Origin of the sequence: Kribbella sp. NPDC050124 (genome assembly GCF_044460355.1) — a bacterium.
GTDB lineage: Bacteria > Actinomycetota > Actinomycetes > Propionibacteriales > Kribbellaceae > Kribbella.
Genome location: NZ_JBITJU010000001.1, coordinates 474586 through 492315, shown reverse-complemented (window position 1 = coordinate 492315; position 17730 = coordinate 474586). Strand labels below are relative to the sequence as shown.

Genomic DNA, 17730 nt, shown 5'->3' with positions numbered 1-17730 from the left:
GCGGCGACTGGCTCGCTTACTGGGCGAGCAGTTTCTCCGAGAGCTCCCACAACCGAGTGGCCGACTCCGGATCGAGTGCGTACGCCGAGACGCCGCTGTACTCGCTGTCCCCGTGCGGCAGCGCCTCGTTGTTGTCCTCGAAGTACCGGCCGGTCACGCCGTCGACAAGTGGCGACGCGGCCAGCAGGACCGAGGTCGACGCACCTTGCTCGGTCGTCTTCCACTGGAACGACTCCCAGGCCTGCAGCTGTTCCGCGGAGACGTACCGCTGCAGCGCGGTCCGGATACCGCCCGGCATCAGCGCGTTGGCGACGATCCCGTCGCTCGCCCAGCGCTTGGCCGCCTCGACTGCGAAGAGGATGTTGGCCGTCTTCGACTGCCCGTACGCCGCCCACTCGTCGTACGGCCGTTGCTCGAAGTGGATGTCGTCGAACACGACGTCCGAGCGGTTGTGCGCGCTGGAGCTGACCGACACGATCCGGGCGTTGCCCGCCTGGGCGAGAGCGGCGTGCAGACCGGTCGCCAGGCCGAAGTGGCCGAGGTGGTTGGTCGCGAACTGGTGCTCCCAGCCCTCGGGCGTGCGGTTGAGCGGCTCGGCCATCACGCCGGCGTTGTTGACCAGGATGTGGAGCGGCCCGTCCCAGTTCTCGGCGAACGCCCGTACCGAGGCGCGGTCGGCGAGCTCGAGCGGCGCCACGAAGACGTGGCTGTTGCCGGTCGTCTCGATGACGTCGGCCGCGGTGCGCTCACCGGCGGCGGTGTTGCGTACGGCGAGAGTCACCTCGGCGCCCGCGGACGCGAGGGCACGGGCGGTCTCCACACCGATGCCGGACGCGCCGCCGGTGACGACCGCGCGACGCCCGGACAGGCCTACGCCGGCGATCACGTCGGCGGCGGTGGAGTCATGGGTGAAGGGGGTGGTGATTCGGCTCATCAGGTTCGGTCCTGTTCTGCGAGCTAGGCTTTAACCGGAGGAACCTCCGGTAATCCCAGTTAACTGGAGGTGCCTCCGGTTATCAAGTCCGATAGGTTCTGGGATCAGGAGGGAGGGGAAATGGGCACTGGCGAACGTCCGCTGCGGGCGGATGCGCAGCGGAACCGCGACCAGATTCTGGCCGCCGCGTCGCGCGCGTTCTCGACGTGCGGTCTGGAGGCGACGCTGGAGGGGATCGCGAAGGACGCCGGTGTCGGCATCGGGACCCTCTACCGGCACTTCCCGACCCGTGAGCTCCTGATCGAGGCGGCGTACCGCAGTGAGCTCGCTGCGATCTGCGACGCCGCGCCGGTGCTGCTCGACACGATGCCGCCGGCTGAGGCGCTGCGCGCCTGGATGGACCGCTACATCGACTACATGACCCGCAAGCTCGGGATGGCCGACGCGCTCCGTGCGGTGATCGCGTCCGGCGCCAACCCGTACGCGCAGAGCTTCGAGCTCCTGGTCGGCGCGATCAAGCCGTTCCTGGACGCCGGCGCCGCGTCCGGCGATCTCCGCTCCGACGTGTCGGCGGACGACGTGCTGATCAGCATCAGCGGGGTCGCCCTGGCCACCGGAAAGAACCGCGACCAGGCCGACCGGGCCCTCAACCTGTTGATGGACGGCCTTCGCTACCGAGGCTCCTAATGCCGAAGGTCGCACTGGTGACGGGGTCGGCTTCGGGGATCGGGGCAGCGACGGCTCGGCGGCTGGCCGCGGACGGGATGACGGTCGCGGTGCACTCACGGTCGAGCCGGGACGCGGGTACGGCGCTGGCCCGCGAGCTGGACGGGTCCTACCACCAGGCCGATCTCGCGGATGACGCCGAGGCCTCTGGGTTGGTGCCGCGGGTCCTGGCCGAGCATGGGCGGCTCGACGTACTGGTGAACAACGCGGGCATCAGTTGGCCGGTGCCGCACGCGGATCTCGAGGCGTTGACGGCGGACGATTGGCGGCGCTTGCTCGACGTCAACCTGATCGCGCCGTGGTTGCTGTGTACGGCGGCCGTGCCTGCGCTCCGGGAGTCGGGCGGCTGCATCGTCAACGTCACCAGCCATGCCGGCGTGCGGCCGAAGGGAAGCTCGATCGGGTACGCCGCCTCGAAGGCCGCGCTCAACCACATGACCAAGCTGCTGGCCGCCGCCCTCGGACCGACGGTGCGGGTCAACGCGGTTGCGCCCGGACTCGTCGACACTCCGCTCACTGCCTCCTGGACCGACGCCCAGGAGCTGTGGAAAACCACGAGCCCGATGCGTCGCGCGGCCCAACCATCGGACGTCGCGGACCTGATCTCGGCCCTCATCCACAACACCTACGTGACCGGCGAGGTAGTCCTCCTCGACGGCGGCTTGAACCTCCGCTAGTTCTGTCGGTGCCGGCTCCTACGATCGCCGGATGTCTTTGGGTCGAGACTTCCGGCGGCTGTGGGTCGCGTTCACCATCAGCGCGGCCGGATCGGCGGTCGGCCTCGGCGCGCTGCCGCTGATCGCCGTACTCGCCCTCGATGCCAGCACCTTCCAGGTGTCGATGCTGGCCGCGCTGTCCGCGATCGCCGGCGCCGCGATCGCGTTGCCGATGGGCGACTTCATCGAGCAACGGCGGAAGCGTCCGGTGATGATCGCGGCCGACCTGGTCCGGTTCGTGGTCCTGGTGTCGGTGCCGGTCGCGGCGGTGTTCGACGTACTGACCTACACCCAGCTCTGTGTGGTCGGCGTCGTCCAAGCGGCGGCGCTGATCGCGTTCCAGGCGGCGAGTGGCGCGCACCTCAAGGCGCTGGTCCCGGCCGAGGGGCGAGCCGAGGCGAACAGCCGGTTCGAGCAGACCAACTGGCTCACGCTGAGCGTGGGTCCGGCGGTCGGCGGCGTGCTGGTCAGTGTGGTCGGCGCGACCGCGACGCTGGCGATCGACGCGGTGTCGTTCCTCGGGTCGGCGCTCGGCATCCGGCGGATCCAGCAACCCGAGCCCGAGCCGGTACGGCGAGACGGCAAGGCGGACGTCACCGCCGGATGGCGGTACATCCTGCGTCACCGCGGACTGCGCGTGTTGTTCTGGAACTCGCAGCTGTTCGGCGGGCCGGTGATGATGACGTCGCCGCTGCTCACCGTCTTCATGCTGCGCGACCTCGGGCTGCCGCCGTGGAACTACGGGGTCTCGCTCGGCCTGTCCTGCCTAGGCGGCGTGCTGGGCGCGCGGCTCGCGCCCCGGCTGACCCGACGATACGGACTGCAGTGGATGCTGCTCGTGTTCGGCGTACTCCGGGCGCCGTGGCTCCTGCTGATGCCGCTGGCACCGGACGGCTGGGGTGGGTTCGCGCTGATCACCGCGGCCGAGGTCGGGCTGTTGGTGGCTGCCGGCGCGTTCAACCCCTCGTTCGCGACGTACCGGATGGAGGTGACCGAGGACGACTACATGGCGCGGGTCGTGGGTGCGTGGTCGATCAGCTCGCGGTGCGTGCAACCGGCGTTCATGGCACTCGGCGGGGTGCTTGCTGCGGTGATTGGACTCCGCGGTGCGCTGTGGATCGCGGGCGGGTGCTGCTTGCTGAGTGCCGTCGTACTGCCCTGGCGGTCAGCTAAACCAGCTCCATTGCCTGAGCCAGTCTGACCTGGCTGCCCATCATCCCGCCGTCGGCTTGGGCGTCGAGGTAGGTGACCGCCTGCTCGGCAGGTAGCACGAGGACCTCGACCACTTGTTCGCCGTCGTCGGGGTTGGTGGGCTCCTGTTCGACCACGACGTCCGCGACGACAGTCGCCCAGTACGAGATCGGGTGCGGGAGGTGTGGACGGTACGGCCCGGGGCGGCGGTGCTCGGCGCGGTGCGCACCGAGCCAGGTCAGCGGTCCGGTCAGCCGGGCGCCGGCCTCCTCGAGCAGTTCGCGCTGCACGAGCTGCTCGATCGTCTCGTCCGGTTCGCGGGTGCCGCCGGGCAGGAAGCGCCAGCCGAGATCGTTGCCGCAGACAACGATTCCGCCGGAGGTGCGGCCGATCACGTGCACGTTGCTGATCAGCTCGTCCGGCGGCTCCTCGGTGGAGAAGCGGACGTCGAGCTCACCCCAGGCCCAGTGGTCCGGTGCGAAGAGCTCGGGAAACCGCTCGGCCCAGGTCTGCATGGGGGCCATTCTCGCGGCTGCGCTACCGTCCCCCCATGGCGGCCCAACCACCGGACCCAGCGCCCGACCCGGATTCCTCGCCGGATCCGGCGCCTTCGCCTGACCCGGATTCCTCGCCTGACCCGGCGCCTTCGCCTGATCCTGTGCGCGCCCGCCGTACGACTGCGCGGCTGCTCGGGACCTCGGCCGCACTGGCTGCCCTGGTCGGGGTCTTCCAGCTCGGCGACATCATCGGAAGCGCCGCGGAGTACGGCGCCGCCGCCTGGATCGGCGTGGTCGTCGCGCTCTTGGCCGTCCTCGCCCTCATCGCCTGCTACGCCGCCTGCGCCCTGGAGCGCGCCACCCTGCGCACCCGCGTGATCGGCCGACTCGACCTCTTTCAGACGTCGACCGTCGTACTGCTCATCGCGATCGTTGCGGGCGTCCTCATCCCGACCCGCAACACGACCGCGCTGGCGCTACTGCTGCCGTGGGGAATCGCCTACTGGGTCCACGGCCTGCCCGAAGCTACTTCAGATGAGCCCTGAGGTAGTCGATGTCGGCCTTCTGACCGTGATTCGCGTTCGGCGTCTCGACGACCACCGGGGCGCCGGCGGCCTGCACCACGGCGACGATGTCGGCCGGGTCGATGTGACCCTCCTCGAAGTTGCTGTGCCGGTCCGCGCCGGAGCCGAACTCGTCGCGTGACCCGTTGGCGTGCACCAGGTCGATCCGGCCGGTGATCGCCTTCACCTTCTCGACGATCGTCGGCAGCTCCTCGCCGGCGGCGTGGAAGTGGCAGGTGTCCAGGCAGAAGCCGACGTTCTCCAGCCGGTCGTTGCCCGAGGACTGCACCGCGTCCCACAGCCGGGCGATCCGGTCCAGCTGACGGGCCATCGCGTTCTCACCGCCGGCCGTGTTCTCGATCAGCAGCGGCACCGGCAGCTCGGCCCGCTCGATGCACTTGCGCCAGTTGTCGAACCCGGCCTCCGGGTCGTCCTCGTCGCCGACGTGCCCGCCGTGCACGATGACGCCCTTGACGTCGATCTCGGCCGCCTTGTCGAGGGTCTGCTGGAGCAGCTTGCGGCTCGGGATCCGGATCCGGTTGTTCGTGTTCGCCACGTTCAGCCGGTACGGCGCGTGCACGTACAGATCGACGCCCGCCGCGGCCGCTCGCTCCTTCAGCGCCGCTTCGCCGTCGGCGTACGCGAGCTTCGGCGCCTTGTAGTCCTGCGGGTTGCCCAGGAAGAACTGCACCAGGTCGGCTCCCCGGTCGGCCGCCTCGGCCAGCGGGTCTTCCTGATCCACGTGCGCACCCAGCTTCAAGCTCATGGACTCCACCCTAGAACCGCCCACCGACAGTTCAGGAGCCCCATCCCGCCGAACGCGTGACCGGCCGCGAATCCTGAGCGGGCGGCTGAACCGGGCGACCTTCGAACTCGGTGGAGAGAACGACGTGGGTGTTCATCTCGCCGTGCTCGCCCAGGCGCTCGAAGAGGCCTTCGAGGTGCTTCATGGAGGTCACGCGGACTCGGAGCATCGAGCAGGAGTTGCCGCTGAGCTTGTGGATCTCGAGCACTTCCGGGAAGTCCTCGGCGCGCGTGGTCTTGAGTAGGCAGCGTCCGGTGGTGCAGCGCATCTGGACGAAGGCGGACAGCGGCTGGCCCGCGCGTGCCGGGTCGACCTGCGCGCGGTAGCCGACGATCACGCCGGACTCCTCCAGCCGCCGTACGCGGTCTGCCACGGCAGGCGGCGACAGGTTGACCCGCTTGCCCAGTTGGTTGAACGACAGCCGCCCGTCAGCCTGCAGTTCGGAGAGGATCTGCCAGTCCGTCGCGTCCAGGTTTCGCTCCTGAAAGGTCATGCCCCCAGAACACCTTCGACATCACCGCTTCACAAGGGCGAACGCCTTACTTCGTGCATTCAGCGGCGGCGACTGCCTTTCTAGCGTTGCAGACATGCTGATCCCCGTCGTTCTGGCCGCCGCCCTGATGAACGCCGCCATGGTCGCAGCGAGCGCGGTGAGCACCATCCTGATCTCCGACCAGCTGAGCCCCGGCTTGGCCGGTCTGCCCAACACAGCCGGCGTATTGGGCACAGCCGCCGGCGCACTGGCCGTCGGCAAGTGGACTGTCCGCCGCGGGCGCGCCCAGGCACTCCGCACCGGGTACGGCGTTGGTGTCGCCGGCGGAGCGCTGACAGTGCTGACCGCAGTGGGCGCTCACGTGGCGCTGCTGTTCGTCGGCATGTTCTTGCTCGGGGCGGGCAACGCAGCCAGTCTGCTGTCGCGGTACGCCGCGGCTGACGCCGTACCTGCTGCCCGACGCGCGTCAGCGATGAGCACAGTCGTTTGGGCGAGTACGGCGGGTGCTGCGGGCGGACCGTTCTTGATGGCGCCGTCGCAGGCCTTCGCTCGTGGTCTGGGGCTTCCGGCGGTCGCGGGTCCGTTTCTGCTCGCGTTGGCAGCCGTGTTCTGTGCACTGGTCGCGTCCACCTACATCCCACGGGTCCGGGCGGTGGTGGTGGTCCCGGATGACTCCGTGGCGCCGCGTCGTACTCAGGTTGTGCTGGCGGCCGCTGTGATGGTCGTGGGGCATCTGGTGATGGTGGCGCTCATGACAGCGGTGCCGGTGCATACGCACCACCACGGTGCAGGGCTTGGGACGTTGGGGATGATGCTGTCCGCTCACACGCTCGGCATGTTCGCGCTGTCCCCGCTGACTGGTTGGTGCATCGACAGGTTCGGTACTCGGCCCGTGGTGGTGGCCGGCCTCAGCCTGCTCCTCGTGGCTGGAGTCCTGATCGCGCAGCCCGGTCCGGCCTTCACGCCGGCGTTGTTCCTCCTCGGCTATGCCTGGAACCTCTGCTACCTGGGCGGCAGCGCGCTCCTCGTGTCCGCGGAACTGGAAAGCAAGGTGGAGTCGTCCATCTGGACCGTCTCGGCCCTGGCCACCGCGGCGTCTCCCTGGCTCTTCACCCTCGGCGGATTCACCGTGCTGTCCACCTTCTCCTGCGTACTGGCGATCCCGCTGCTTCTCCTGACCTTGCGGCGTACCTCCCCGGCGGACCGTCGCCACCCCACTAGCCTTGGCTCGTGATCAACCCGGACTACTTCCGTGCCCTCCGCCCTGGTCCTGTCGAGGTTGACGGGCGGACCTGGTCCCTGACCGTTCACGATCTCGGCGTACTGCGGGTGCCGAGTGGCCGCCTCGAAGCCTGCGACCCGTTCGTCACGCTGGGGGAGGCGCCGGTGGTCGACGTACCGCCTGGTGACTACCCGGTGCAGGTCACTGTGGCCGACGTGTCGGAGGAGCAGGACGGCAGCCATCTGCGGGAGGCGTTCCTGTCGCTGCGCGTCGCGGACGGGGAGGTCGCGCGGGTGGAGCCCGCGACCAGCTCCGGTGAGGCGTTGGGGGAGGACGAGTTCTGGATGGTCGGTGTGGACGCGGGCACGGTCGCCTTCGTGGACGCCGAAGCCGTCCGGACCAAGATGCCCGAGGGCGACTGGTACGACGACCTGTTCGACACCGGCCGTGACGACAGTTGGTTCGCGCTGATGGACTCGGCCGACCACCTCCGCGAGGGCTGCGCCAACATCGTGCTGCCGCTTGCCACGGACGGTGAGAACGTGGTGCTGTCCCACTCCGGCTGGGGTGACGGAGCGTACCCCGTGGTGCGGACCGTGGACGCGGACGGCCGGGTCCTCGGCGTACACATCGATCTGCTGGTGGTCGGGCCGGAGAGTGACGATTGATCGTCGCGGCGTGACGGAGAGTTACTGGAAGTGCCCTGTGGATATGGTCAAGAGGGCGTCCGGACGCTGGTATTCTCTTGGGTGTGGCCCGGTCCATCGACCGGGCTCATTGCTTGGCGCCGGTGGCAAGTGCCGACGCCGGGCATCATCGCATCGCCCTCCTGCCACGGAGAGACCGTGGCCGCCAAGTCCGAAGGAGGTGGAGTTCGCGCATGCGTCGTTACGAAGTCATGGTGATCCTCGACCCTGAGCTCGATGAGCGCACCGTGGAGCCGTCCATCGACCAGTACCTGAACATCGTCCGCAAGGAAGGTGGCACGGTCGAGAAGCTCGACATCTGGGGTCGTCGCAAGCTTGCCTATGACGTGAAGAAGAAGGCCGAAGGCATCTACGCCGTCATCGACCTGACCGCGGAGCCCGCGGTGGTGAAGGAGCTCGACCGTCAGCTCACGCTGAACGAGTCGATCCTCCGCACCAAGGTCATCCGGCCGGACCAGCACTGACCCTGGGGTCGTCAGCAACCATCGGTACTGTCGGCGCCAGCCGCTACTGATAGTTGTGGACACAGCCACACCCGACAGCAGGAGGAACGGCAATGGCAGGCGAAACCGTCGTCACGTTGGTCGGCAACCTTGTCGACGATCCGGAGCTCCGGTTCACCCCGTCCGGCGCCGCCGTCGCGAACTTCAGGATCGCGTCGACGCCGCGGACGTACGACCGGCAGACCGGTGAATGGAAGGACGGCGAGTCGCTGTTCCTGAGTTGTTCCGTCTGGCGGCAGGCCGCGGAGAACGTGGCCGAGTCGCTGCAGCGCGGCATGCGCGTGATCGTGCAGGGCCGGCTCAAGTCCCGCTCGTACGACGACCGTGAGGGCAACAAGCGCACGGTCTTCGAGATCGACGTGGACGAGGTCGGGCCCAGCCTGCGCAGCGCCACCGCGAAGGTGACCCGGGCGATGCGCTCCGGTCCCGGCGGTGACGGCGGCGGCTTCGGTGGTGGCGGTGGTGGCAACCAGGGCGGCGGCGGCTACGGCGGCGGCCAGGGCGGTGGCGCCCCCCAGAACGACCCGTGGGCGACCCCGCAGGGACAGGGCGGCGGCGGCCAGTCCGCCCCGCAGAACGACCCCTGGGCCAGCCAGGGCGGCGGCTCGATGGAGGAGCCTCCGTTCTGATCCGGTCCGGGTCGTGACCAGATAAGAAACAGACCATTCCGGCACAGGTGCCGGGCTCTGGAAGGAAGAGAGCACCACAATGGCCAAGATCATTCGGAAGCCGAAGAAGAAGATCTGCGGCTTCTGCAAGGACAAGGCGACGTACGTCGACTACAAGGACACCGCGCTGCTGCGCAAGTTCATCTCGGACCGCGGCAAGATCCGCGCCCGCCGGGTGACCGGGAACTGCGTACAGCACCAGCGCGACGTGGCCACCGCTATCAAGAACGCTCGTGAGGTGGCGCTGCTGCCGTACACGAGCACGGCTCGCTGAGGGAGGTCCGGCACATGAAGCTCATCCTGGCGCAGGAGGTCGAGGGCCTCGGAGCCCCCGGCGACATCGTCGAGGTGAAGGACGGCTACGGCCGCAACTACCTGGTCCCGCGCGGCCTGGCCATCGGCTGGACCCGCGGCGCCGAGAAGCAGATCCAGTCGATCAAGCGGGCGCGCGACGCCCGGGCGATCCAGGGCAAGGAGCACGCGAGCGAGGTCAAGAACCAGCTCGAGCAGCTCACCGTCACGCTGGACGTGAAGGCGGGTGACACCGGCCGGCTGTTCGGCTCGGTCACCCCGGCCGACATCGCCGGCGCGATCAAGTCCGCCGGCGGCCCGCTGGTCGAGAAGCGCGCGATCGCGATCGCGGCGCCGATCAAGACCACCGGCAAGCACCAGGTCTCGGTTCAGCTCCACCCCGAGGTGGCGGCCACCGTCCGCCTCGAGGTAGCAGCTAGCTGATCTACCTAGTCCAAGGCCCGCACCTCCCTCGGGAGGCGCGGGCCTTGTTCGTTCTCCGCAGCTCTTCGACCAGCAGTTGCGCCGGCTCTTCGACCAGCAGTTGCGTCGGAATCAGCCCGTCAGCCGGTTTTCGCTGGAGCGGGCCATTGGACCGGGGCGGGGTTGGAGGAGGAGCCGGTGTCTTCCGGCTTGGTGACGCTTGGCCAGCTGATCGGGGCCGGACCACCCTGACCGCCGCCACCGGCCTCCGGCTTGCCGATCGACGGCCACGGAACCGGCGCCGGATCGTCGTCCGCCACCGCCGATCCCGACGGCACCACCAGCACCACCACCGCCACGAACCACGCCACCCCGCGCGCCAGCCGCCGGGCGACCCCAGCAGTCAGCTCAACCGCCGTACCTGTGGGCGTCACTTCTTCTTGTCCAGGGCGTAGAGGACGGAGTTGTGGACGACGATGGCGTGGGGGCCGGCGATGCCCCAGGGACGAGCCGTGCCCGCGGTGAGCGGGTGCGACGGCCTGCCGGGCGCGGTGGCGACCAGCTTGCCGGTGAGGTTGCCGTAGACAACGTTGGCGGTGATCGACAACGGCTGGAAGTCGGGGAACGGGAAGGTCTTGCGCCGGGTGAAGTCGATCAGGCACTCACCCCAGGCGGCGACCTTGCGGCTGGTGTCCGGGACCCAGTCCCAGTTCTCCACGGTGCCCTCGGAGTCGCCCTGGCAGATCGCGACGACCCCGCCGTTGGCGCTCGAGTGCACGGCCGGGATCACCACGTTGGCGTTCGCGGTCTTCCAGAGCACCAGCACGTAGCCCGGGCTGGCGGCCAGCACGCGGCTGATGCCCTTGGATCCAGCCGGCGGCTTGGGGTCCACCTCCTGCAGGTCCTTGCCCGGCTGGCTCCAGTACAGCGGGCCGCCGTACCGGGCCATCAGCGCGCGGTCGCCCTCGGCGAGCAGGATGGTCGCCTCGCGGCGCTGGTGCTCGACGGTCTTGAGCTCGCCGCCGGAGACCACGCTGGCCCCGGCACTGCCCATCTCGATCAACGGCGACGTCCCGAAGAACTGCACCTTCGCCGAGTCCGGCAGCTCGACCTCGGTGGCCTCGGCGCCGTCGCCGGCCCAGTAGTACAAGGTGTCCGACGTCGCGACGGCGAGCACGACCTTGGAGTCGACGGTGGTGTAGACGGGGTTCTGCGCGTCGTTCGGCACCTTGTCCTGCCACAGCACCTTGCCGTTGCTGTCGAACACCGCGATCTTGTCGTCGGGCGTCAGTACGGCGACCTCGGTGCCGTCCGGCGACACCGCGGGGATCGTGTCCTGGGCGATGTCGACCGTCCAGGACGCGTTGGTCGTGAAGCCGGGTGGCGCCGGCCGGGAGGCGAGCTGGTCCGGACCGACGCTCGGCTCGGGCAGCGCGGGGAGTTTCGGCGACTCGGTCGGCTTGGCGACACCGCCGCCCTTGGGGAGCACGGTCAGGTAGAGGACCGTGCCGACGACCAGACAGCCGGCCACCACGGCAGCGACGATGATCGGCCAGATCGGCTTCTCGGCGCTGCTGCCCTTGCCCTTGCGGTTCTGCTCCTCGACCGCCTCGACGCGGCCGTCCGGGTGGATGATCAGCGGCCAGGAGGCGCCGTCGGACTCCACCGCCGTCGCCTTCACCGGCCGACCGAGTTGGCCGGCCCGTTCACTGACGAGCGCGATCGCGGCCTGTCGCGGGTCGTGGTGGTTGACCGGGTGGCTGCGGCCGGCGATCTTCACCTCGGCGTTGTGATCGTCGTACAGCCGGATCGTCACCTTGGGCCAGGACGGGACCTTCTCAGCCACGACGACCTCTCATTCCCGCCACCTGACTCCTCACTCGTCCGACTCCGCCACTGCCGTCAGTGGTCCAGACCGCTGTACCAGTGAGCCACCACCCGAGTCCCCGGCAAAGTAGACCATTAGCATGTCCACCGCATCAAAGGCAGGCCGGGGAGCCCGGGTCCGCCGATGATGCGAGATCTCGGCTCGACTGACCCCGACAAGGGGGTAGAAACATCCTCGCCTGTGGATGGGTCACGAAAGTACACCCGGAAAGCGAGAGAATACTGTGGGCGACAGCCTGTGACGCACCGCGAGAGGAGGGGGCATGACGCAGAACCCGTGGACTCGGCAGCAATCGCCGACCCCGGGTCCGGAACAGTCGGCCACAGGCCCCTCGCAGCCTGCGGATCTCTCCCGGCGCGGGCCGTCCGCCCCGCAGCACGGCGTCCCGGCCCCGGCCGAGGACCAGCGGCTGCCGAAGTTCGCCATTCCGGCCGCGGACACGCTCTGGTGGGTCGGTGTGCACGGCGGCGCGGGCGAGACGACCATGTCGCTGCTGCTTCCGGGCACGCGGGCGGCCAACCACCGCTGGCCGATCCCGCCACCGCCGGTGCCGACACCGGTGATCCTGGTTGCCCGGACCAACGGTTCGGGCCTGCGGGCCGCCCAGCGGGCCGCGATCGAGTGGGCCTCGGGGGTCGTCCAGGGTGTCGCCGTGCTCGGCCTGGTGCTGATCGCGGACGCTCCGGGCCGGCTGCCCCGCGTCCTCGACGACTTCGCCGACATCGTCGGCGGTGGGGTGCCGAGAGTGTGGGACATCCCGTGGATCGAGGAGTGGCGCCGAGGGGAGGCACCCACCCCTGACAACACACCTGACGAGGTTTTCGAAGTCCTTGAATCCATCTACGCTCTTCGCGCGTCAAACCCAGCGGACTATCCCGCCCCGTACTGAAAGGCAACCACCGCAATGATGCTCGTACATCTGGTCTCGGAGGCCGCCAACCTGGTCCCGATGATCGACGACAACCCGCCCGGCATGGACAAGCTCAGGGGCGTCATCAACTGGGTCAAGATCATCGCGTACCTGATCTGCGGTCTCGGCATCATCATCGCCGGCGCCATGATGGCCATCGGCCAGCGCCGTGGTGAGGGTGGCGAGCACGCGGCCCGGCTGGGCTGGGTTCTGGCGGCCTGCATCATCATCGGCTCGGCGACGGCCATCGTCGACCAGCTGAAGTGACCGCGCTCTCCGTCGCCGGAGCCTGATCGGCTGTGGGACTGTTCAGCAGCGACTCCGGCTCCGGCTCCGGTTCGGGCTCCGCGGGCGGCGACGGCGACGGCGGCACGTCCGGCAGCTTCTGGCAGGACAACGGCTTCATCGCGTCGGTGATCATCGTCGGTGCGGTGATCGTCTGCCTGATCGTGTGGCTCTTCGCCCGCGACCCGGGGACGCCGGCCTCGCAGCCGTCGACGTCGCCGAGCGTGGTCGAGCCGACCGAACAGCCCACCGAGGAACCGTCCGTGCCGCCCGCCACGCCCACGGGCCGACCCACCTCCACCGTGACACCGTCAGGGCCGCCCACGCCCGGTGTCGGTGGCTGCAAGCTCAAGAACCCTGACCAGAGGATCCCGCGGATGGCGCCGTCGGCGGTCACCTGGCAGTTCGAGGCCGACATGCTGATTCCGCTCCAGCAAGAGGGAGGTCCGGCCGTCATGGACCGGACCGGTGTGCGTTCCTGCTTCGCCCATTCGCCGACCGGCGCCGTGCTCGCGGCGATGAACGTGCTCGGCCAGATCCGGAACCCGGACCTGACCGACGACGTGCTGGCCACCCGCGTGGTGCCCGGCCCGGGCCGGAACCGGGCGGTCACCGAGGCCCGGGTGAGTACGACGCCGCGCAACGAGGGCAAGGTCGCGCAGTTCATCGGGTTCAAGGTGTTCGACTACCTGCCGAACCGGGCCGTGCTGCAGATCGCCGTACAGATCGACGAGACGAAGATCGCCTCGCTGCCGGTGACGATGCAGTGGTACCGCGACGACTGGCGGGCGGTGCTGCAGGAGGACGGCAGCTTCAACGGCGAGACCGCGCCGGACGTGCTGCAGTCCCTGGACGGCTACGTCCGGTTCCGGGGGGCGTGATGATCGTCCTCGGCTGTTCCTGGGCGCCCTGGGACTGGGACGACTGCGTCGAGGAGAAGCTCGGCGACGTCATGGAAGCGGTCATGGGACCGTTCTTCAGGATCATCCTCGAGGTGATCAAGGACGTCGTGGTGGCGGCCGTCGAGGTGGTGCTGGAGGCGGTCGGCTTCCTCTGGGTCTGGATCGACACTCCGAACGTCGGCAACACCGGCGCGGCCGGCTTCATCCAGGTCCACACCAACTACATCCTGGCCGTCGCGGCCACCATCGCGGTGATCGTCGCGGCGATCCAGATGGCGATCTCGCAGCGCGGTGAGCCGTTGCGCGACATCCTGCGGTCGCTGATCACGATGGTGGTCGTCTCGGCCGCCGGAGCGGCCTTCGCGGCCACCCTGATCCAGGCCGCCGACCAGTTCTCGGAGTGGATCATCCACGAGGCGGTCGGGGCCGACGACTCCGGCTTCGCGAACAAGGTCGCCTCGGTGATGCTGGATCCACTCAAGGATCCCGGCGAGTCGTTCGCGATGGCGCTGATCATCTTCGTCGGCATCCTGATGGTGATCACCGCGATCATCCAGCTCGCCTTGATGGTGGTCCGGTACGGAATGCTCGTCCTGCTGGTCGGAGTGCTCCCGTTGACCGCCGCGGCCACGAACACCGAGATGGGCATGATGTGGTTCAAGCGGGCGCTGGCCTGGCTCGCGGGCTTCATCATCTACAAACCGGTGGCGGCGTTGATCTATGCCACCGCGATCAAGCTGATGGGGAGTCCGGAGGCGCCCGCGGGCGCACCCGACGGCACCTCGCAGACACTCAAGCTCGTGATGGGCGTGACACTGATGATCCTCGCCTGCGTCGCGCTGCCCGCCATTCTGCGGTTCGTCTCACCGAGGACGTCCTGACATGATTCCGCTCGGGTGTGGTGACGGCTGGTACGAGTGCCTGAAGGCTGCTGTCGAGGTTGTGCTCAAACCAGTAGCGGAAGCGGTGATCAACTTCGTGTTCCAGCCCATTCTCGACATCGTCGCCGAAGCCGTCACAGTGCTGATGGGCACCATCGGCACCTTCTGGGTGTACGTCGACACCCCTGCCGTCGGCGGGGCCAACGGCGCGCCGGCCAACGACACGGTCGGCTGGATCTGGGAGCACACCCAGTACATCGCGCTGTTCGTCGCCGCGATCGGCCTGATCGTCGGCGCCATCCAGATGGTGTGGAGCCATCGTGGTGAGGCGGCCCGCGAGATCCTGCGGTCCTTGATCACCCTCGCCATCGCGTCCGCGCTGACGATCGGTATCGCGCAGGCGCTGATCGAGGTCGTCGACAAGTTCGCCGACTGCATCGTCACCACCTCGCTCAGCGACTCCGGCGAAGGCTGGCGCTGCGGCATGGGCAACACCGGTGGCGGCGAGAGCTTCGGCGAGGTGATGGGCGCCATGATCGGCCTGTCGCCGGCCGCTGGACCTCTCGGCATCGGGCTGGCGATCACCATCGGCATCCTGGCGATCATCGCCGGGGTGATCCAGATCGTGCTGATGATCGTCCGTAGCGCGATGCTGATCCTGCTGCTCGGCGTGCTGCCGATCGCGGCCGCGGCGACCAACACCGAGATGGGCCGGACCTGGTTCAAGAAGATCCTGGGCTGGATCCTCGCGTTCATCCTCTACAAGTTCGTTGCCGCGATCATCTATGCGACCGCGATCAGACTCACCTCGAACAACGGCCAGGGCCTGAACTTCGAGGACTCCGCCGAACCCGGCGGCACCCAGGTGATGAACATGGTCACCGGCCTCACACTGCTGATCCTGGCCCTGTTCGCGCTGCCCGCGCTGATGCGCTTCCTGGTGCCGATGGTCGCGGCGACCGCGGGCTCGGCCGGCGCCGGCATGATCGGCGCGAAGATGCTCGGCATGGACAAGCTCGCCGACAAGGCTTCGCAGGGCGCCGACCAGGGCGGCGCCGACGGCAGTGGCGGCAACGGTCAAGGCCCGAGCGGCGCTCGCAACGTCGGCCGTCCCAGCCAGGCCCAGAGCGGTTCCGGCGGCGGCGGTGGCGGAGGAGGTGGAGCCACTGGTGGCGCCGGCGGCGGTGGAGGTGGCGGTGCAGCCGCAGGTGGCGGCGGCGGTGGCGGTGCGGCCGCGGCCGGCGGTGGTGGCGGCGCGGCTGCCGCGGGTGGTGGCGGCGCTGCTGCAGGTGGTGGCGCTGCGGCGGCTGGTGGTGGCGCTGCCGCGGCCGGTGGTGCCGCGGCTGCCCCGGTTGCTGCTGCAGTGGTCGCGTTCCAGAAGGCCAAGGAAGCGTCTGAAACCGTCGCCGGCGAGGTCTTGGACGACGACTCCACCAGCGGTGGCGGTGGAGGTGGCGGCGGTGGCGGCGGTGGCCCGTCGGGCAGCAGCGGCTCGCAGCGCGACATGAGCCGCGACCGCGACCGTGCCCGCACACAGCAGCAGCAGGACACCCGTTGGCGGGACGATCAGGCCCGCCGCGACGCTCAACGAGACTCGGACGGACCACGTGGCAGCGGCTGACAACGTACGAAGCGCCCCGCGCACCTACGGCAACTGGAGACAGCCCGTCTCGGCGGGTATCGCCGGCCTGGGCACCCTCGGCACCGCCCTGATGATGGGCGGCCTGCTGATGACGGTGTTCGCCATGATGTCCGGCGGACCCGAGGCCGCGATCGTGACGATGGTGATCGTCGGCATCTGCCTGCTGATGCTGATGACCAAGGACAAGCACGGGCTGTCCACCCTGCAACGGCTCTCGACGCGTATTGGATGGCAACGAGCGACCATGGCGAAGCACAACATCTACCGTTCGGGTCCGCTCGGCCGGACCGCGTGGGGCAAGTTCCAGCTCCCCGGACTGGCCGCCGCGTCCCAGCTGAGCGAGTACCAGGACTCGTACGGCCGGCCCTTCGCCCTGCTGTACTACCCGAGCACCCGGCACTTCACCGTGGTCATCAACGCCGAGCCCGACGGCGCCTCGCTGGTCGACGAGGAGCAGGTGGACGTCTGGGTCGCGCACTGGGGCCAGTGGCTCGCCTCGCTCGGCCACGAACCGGGGATCGTGGCCGCCTCGGTGACGGTCGAGAGTGCACCCGACACCGGCATCCGGCTGCGTCGCGAGGTCAGCAACAACATGCTGGACGGCACGCCGGCCATCGCGCGGGCGATGCTGACAGAGGTCGTGCAGAGCTACCCGGAAGGCTCCGCGCTGATCTCCGCCCGCGTCGCGCTGACCTTCAAGGGCACCGACCGGAGCGGCAAGCGCCGTAAGGAAGACGACATGGGTCGCGAGCTCGCGTCGCGGCTGCCCGCGCTCACCCAGAGCCTGAACGCGACCGGCGCGGGCGCTGCCCGGCCGGTCACCGCGCAGGAGCTGTGCGAGACCGTGCGGATCGCCTACGACCCGGCCGCCGCCGTTCTGATCGACGAGGCACGCGGCCAGGGGATGGCGCCGGAGCTGCAGTGGACCGATGTCGGTCCGGCCGGCGCGCAGGCGTTCTGGGACAAGTACCGGCACGACTCCGCGTGGTCGGTGACCTGGCAGATGACTCAGGCGCCGCGTGGCGAGGTGTTCTCCTCGGTGCTGTCCCAGCTGGTTGCGCCGCACAACGACATCGACCGCAAGCGCGTCACCCTCCTCTACCGTCCGCTGGACGCGGCCACCGCGGCCCGGATGGTCGAGGCCGACAAGCGCAACGCGTCCTTCCGCGCGACCACGTCGAACCGGCCGACGGCCCGGACGATGGCCGAGGCCCGGGCCGCGGACCGCACCGCGCAGGAGGAGGCCCGGGGTGCGGGTCTGGTCAACTTCGGCATGGTCGTGACCGGCACGGTGATGTCGGCCGAGCAGATCCCGGACATGATCGCGGCCATCGACAACCTCGGTGCGACCGCGCGCATCCTGCTGCGTCCGGCGTACGGCTCGCAGGACTCCGCGTTCGTGGCCGCGCTGCCGCTGGGCGTCGTACTGCACAGCCACCTGTCCATCCCGGCCGGGATCCGGGAATCGCTCTGACCGCTGGGG

At 69.1% G+C, this 17730-nt stretch carries 22 protein-coding genes; 16 read left to right on the top strand and 6 right to left on the bottom strand.

From position 1 onward, the window contains the following. Positions 1 to 16: 16 nt before the first annotated feature. Entirely contained in the window at positions 17 to 934 is a 918-nt protein-coding gene (locus tag ACIBL3_RS02540; protein ID WP_396351383.1) for an SDR family NAD(P)-dependent oxidoreductase, read from the bottom strand. A gap of 120 nt (positions 935 to 1054) precedes the next feature. Between ACIBL3_RS02540 and ACIBL3_RS02535 the strand changes: the two genes are divergently transcribed. The 3 genes from ACIBL3_RS02535 to ACIBL3_RS02525 are packed head-to-tail and all read left to right on the top strand — an operon-like array spanning position 1055 to position 3577. Next, positions 1055 to 1621 carry a TetR/AcrR family transcriptional regulator gene (locus ACIBL3_RS02535; RefSeq protein ID WP_396351382.1) on the top strand — a complete coding sequence of 189 codons (567 nt, stop codon included), beginning with the start codon at positions 1055 to 1057 and terminating at the stop codon, positions 1619 to 1621. A 17-nt stretch (positions 1622 to 1638) separates the two neighbouring features. Continuing rightward, on the top strand, positions 1639 to 2337 hold the full coding sequence (locus ACIBL3_RS02530; RefSeq protein WP_396351381.1) for an SDR family NAD(P)-dependent oxidoreductase: 699 nt from the start codon (positions 1639 to 1641) through the stop codon (positions 2335 to 2337). Between the two features lie 31 nt (positions 2338 to 2368). Next, the gene (locus ACIBL3_RS02525; protein WP_396351380.1) at positions 2369 to 3577 is read left to right on the top strand and encodes an MFS transporter; all 1209 of its coding nucleotides are present in this window, start codon (positions 2369 to 2371) and stop codon (positions 3575 to 3577) included. Here the strand turns inward: ACIBL3_RS02525 and ACIBL3_RS02520 are convergent. Continuing rightward, positions 3546 to 4082, bottom strand: coding sequence for an NUDIX hydrolase (locus tag ACIBL3_RS02520; RefSeq protein WP_396351379.1), 537 nt, complete (start codon positions 4080 to 4082; stop codon positions 3546 to 3548). The two genes, ACIBL3_RS02525 and ACIBL3_RS02520, sit on opposite strands and share 32 nt — an antisense overlap. Before the next feature lie 35 nt (positions 4083 to 4117). Here ACIBL3_RS02520 and ACIBL3_RS02515 point away from each other — a divergent pair, with 35 nt between their 5' ends. Then, positions 4118 to 4609, top strand: a complete 492-nt coding sequence (locus tag ACIBL3_RS02515; protein ID WP_396351378.1) for a hypothetical protein — start codon at positions 4118 to 4120, stop codon at positions 4607 to 4609. Here ACIBL3_RS02515 and ACIBL3_RS02510 read toward each other — a convergent pair. Both ACIBL3_RS02510 and ACIBL3_RS02505 read right to left on the bottom strand, forming a co-directional pair. Beyond that, positions 4590 to 5393 (bottom strand): deoxyribonuclease IV, encoded by an 804-nt coding sequence (locus ACIBL3_RS02510; RefSeq protein ID WP_396351377.1) that lies wholly within the window; start codon positions 5391 to 5393, stop codon positions 4590 to 4592. The genes ACIBL3_RS02515 and ACIBL3_RS02510 overlap by 20 nt on opposite strands. Positions 5394 to 5424: 31 nt before the next feature. Then, the gene (locus tag ACIBL3_RS02505) at positions 5425 to 5925 is read right to left on the bottom strand and encodes an Lrp/AsnC family transcriptional regulator (RefSeq protein WP_396351376.1); all 501 of its coding nucleotides are present in this window, start codon (positions 5923 to 5925) and stop codon (positions 5425 to 5427) included. A gap of 94 nt (positions 5926 to 6019) precedes the next feature. On the opposite strand from ACIBL3_RS02505, the gene ACIBL3_RS02500 reads away from it, so the two are divergent. The 6 genes from ACIBL3_RS02500 to rplI all read left to right on the top strand — a co-directional run bounded on the left by ACIBL3_RS02500 (position 6020) and on the right by rplI (position 9760). Further along, positions 6020 to 7159, top strand: a complete 1140-nt coding sequence (locus ACIBL3_RS02500; protein ID WP_396351375.1) for an MFS transporter — start codon at positions 6020 to 6022, stop codon at positions 7157 to 7159. Further along, positions 7156 to 7815, top strand: a complete 660-nt coding sequence (locus ACIBL3_RS02495; protein WP_396351374.1) for a DUF4241 domain-containing protein — start codon at positions 7156 to 7158, stop codon at positions 7813 to 7815. The genes ACIBL3_RS02500 and ACIBL3_RS02495 overlap by 4 nt, the downstream gene beginning before the upstream one ends. 212 nt (positions 7816 to 8027) lie before the next feature. Next, positions 8028 to 8318: a 30S ribosomal protein S6 gene (gene rpsF / locus ACIBL3_RS02490; RefSeq protein ID WP_132211461.1), complete on the top strand. Its 291-nt coding sequence runs from the start codon at positions 8028 to 8030 to the stop codon at positions 8316 to 8318. A gap of 92 nt (positions 8319 to 8410) precedes the next feature. After that, on the top strand, positions 8411 to 8986 hold the full coding sequence (locus ACIBL3_RS02485; protein WP_396351373.1) for a single-stranded DNA-binding protein: 576 nt from the start codon (positions 8411 to 8413) through the stop codon (positions 8984 to 8986). A 79-nt stretch (positions 8987 to 9065) separates the two neighbouring features. Then, complete coding sequence (gene rpsR, locus ACIBL3_RS02480) at positions 9066 to 9299, top strand: 30S ribosomal protein S18 (protein ID WP_133798335.1); 234 nt, start codon at positions 9066 to 9068, stop codon at positions 9297 to 9299. A 14-nt stretch (positions 9300 to 9313) separates the two neighbouring features. Then, a complete protein-coding gene (gene rplI / locus ACIBL3_RS02475) occupies positions 9314 to 9760 on the top strand; it encodes a 50S ribosomal protein L9 (protein ID WP_396351372.1) in 447 nt (148 codons plus the stop codon). Between the two features lie 119 nt (positions 9761 to 9879). Here rplI and ACIBL3_RS02470 read toward each other — a convergent pair whose 3' ends face one another. Both ACIBL3_RS02470 and ACIBL3_RS02465 read right to left on the bottom strand, forming a co-directional pair. Beyond that, positions 9880 to 10173 carry a hypothetical protein gene (locus ACIBL3_RS02470; protein WP_396351371.1) on the bottom strand — a complete coding sequence of 98 codons (294 nt, stop codon included), beginning with the start codon at positions 10171 to 10173 and terminating at the stop codon, positions 9880 to 9882. Further along, a complete protein-coding gene (locus ACIBL3_RS02465) occupies positions 10170 to 11585 on the bottom strand; it encodes a hypothetical protein (RefSeq protein ID WP_396351370.1) in 1416 nt (471 codons plus the stop codon). The genes ACIBL3_RS02470 and ACIBL3_RS02465 overlap by 4 nt, the downstream gene beginning before the upstream one ends. 304 nt (positions 11586 to 11889) lie before the next feature. On the opposite strand from ACIBL3_RS02465, the gene ACIBL3_RS02460 reads away from it, so the two are divergent. The 6 genes from ACIBL3_RS02460 to ACIBL3_RS02435 are packed head-to-tail and all read left to right on the top strand — an operon-like array spanning position 11890 to position 17721. After that, positions 11890 to 12516, top strand: a complete 627-nt coding sequence (locus ACIBL3_RS02460; RefSeq protein ID WP_396351369.1) for a DUF6668 family protein — start codon at positions 11890 to 11892, stop codon at positions 12514 to 12516. Positions 12517 to 12576: 60 nt separating this feature from the next. Continuing rightward, the gene (locus ACIBL3_RS02455) at positions 12577 to 12804 is read left to right on the top strand and encodes a conjugal transfer protein TrbC (RefSeq protein ID WP_396351368.1); all 228 of its coding nucleotides are present in this window, start codon (positions 12577 to 12579) and stop codon (positions 12802 to 12804) included. Between the two features lie 32 nt (positions 12805 to 12836). Further along, entirely contained in the window at positions 12837 to 13703 is an 867-nt protein-coding gene (locus ACIBL3_RS02450; protein ID WP_396351367.1) for a hypothetical protein, read from the top strand. After that, positions 13703 to 14605, top strand: a complete 903-nt coding sequence (locus tag ACIBL3_RS02445; RefSeq protein WP_396351366.1) for a type IV secretion system protein — start codon at positions 13703 to 13705, stop codon at positions 14603 to 14605. Before ACIBL3_RS02450 ends, ACIBL3_RS02445 begins: the two co-directional genes overlap by 1 nt. A 1-nt stretch (position 14606) precedes the next feature. Next, a complete protein-coding gene (locus ACIBL3_RS02440; protein ID WP_396351365.1) occupies positions 14607 to 16226 on the top strand; it encodes a type IV secretion system protein in 1620 nt (539 codons plus the stop codon). After that, positions 16213 to 17721, top strand: a complete 1509-nt coding sequence (locus ACIBL3_RS02435; protein WP_396351364.1) for an SCO6880 family protein — start codon at positions 16213 to 16215, stop codon at positions 17719 to 17721. The genes ACIBL3_RS02440 and ACIBL3_RS02435 overlap by 14 nt, the downstream gene beginning before the upstream one ends. The last annotated feature ends 9 nt before the right edge of the window (positions 17722 to 17730 follow it).

Excerpts from the sequence above, each read along its gene's own strand:
- ACIBL3_RS02540 (WP_396351383.1), bottom strand. The coding sequence starts at position 934 with ATGAGCCGAATCACCACCCCCTTCACCCATGACTCCACCGCCGCCGAC.
- ACIBL3_RS02535 (WP_396351382.1), top strand. The coding sequence starts at position 1,055 with ATGGGCACTGGCGAACGTCCGCTGCGGGCGGATGCGCAGCGGAACCGC.
- ACIBL3_RS02525 (WP_396351380.1), top strand. The coding sequence starts at position 2,369 with ATGTCTTTGGGTCGAGACTTCCGGCGGCTGTGGGTCGCGTTCACCATC.
- ACIBL3_RS02520 (WP_396351379.1), bottom strand. The coding sequence starts at position 4,082 with ATGCAGACCTGGGCCGAGCGGTTTCCCGAGCTCTTCGCACCGGACCAC.
- ACIBL3_RS02515 (WP_396351378.1), top strand. The coding sequence starts at position 4,118 with ATGGCGGCCCAACCACCGGACCCAGCGCCCGACCCGGATTCCTCGCCG.
- ACIBL3_RS02510 (WP_396351377.1), bottom strand. The coding sequence starts at position 5,393 with ATGAGCTTGAAGCTGGGTGCGCACGTGGATCAGGAAGACCCGCTGGCC.
- ACIBL3_RS02505 (WP_396351376.1), bottom strand. The coding sequence starts at position 5,925 with ATGACCTTTCAGGAGCGAAACCTGGACGCGACGGACTGGCAGATCCTC.
- ACIBL3_RS02500 (WP_396351375.1), top strand. The coding sequence starts at position 6,020 with ATGCTGATCCCCGTCGTTCTGGCCGCCGCCCTGATGAACGCCGCCATG.
- rpsF (WP_132211461.1), top strand. The coding sequence starts at position 8,028 with ATGCGTCGTTACGAAGTCATGGTGATCCTCGACCCTGAGCTCGATGAG.
- ACIBL3_RS02485 (WP_396351373.1), top strand. The coding sequence starts at position 8,411 with ATGGCAGGCGAAACCGTCGTCACGTTGGTCGGCAACCTTGTCGACGAT.
- rpsR (WP_133798335.1), top strand. The coding sequence starts at position 9,066 with ATGGCCAAGATCATTCGGAAGCCGAAGAAGAAGATCTGCGGCTTCTGC.
- rplI (WP_396351372.1), top strand. The coding sequence starts at position 9,314 with ATGAAGCTCATCCTGGCGCAGGAGGTCGAGGGCCTCGGAGCCCCCGGC.
- ACIBL3_RS02460 (WP_396351369.1), top strand. The coding sequence starts at position 11,890 with ATGACGCAGAACCCGTGGACTCGGCAGCAATCGCCGACCCCGGGTCCG.
- ACIBL3_RS02455 (WP_396351368.1), top strand. The coding sequence starts at position 12,577 with ATGATCGACGACAACCCGCCCGGCATGGACAAGCTCAGGGGCGTCATC.
- ACIBL3_RS02445 (WP_396351366.1), top strand. The coding sequence starts at position 13,703 with ATGATCGTCCTCGGCTGTTCCTGGGCGCCCTGGGACTGGGACGACTGC.
- ACIBL3_RS02440 (WP_396351365.1), top strand. The coding sequence starts at position 14,607 with ATGATTCCGCTCGGGTGTGGTGACGGCTGGTACGAGTGCCTGAAGGCT.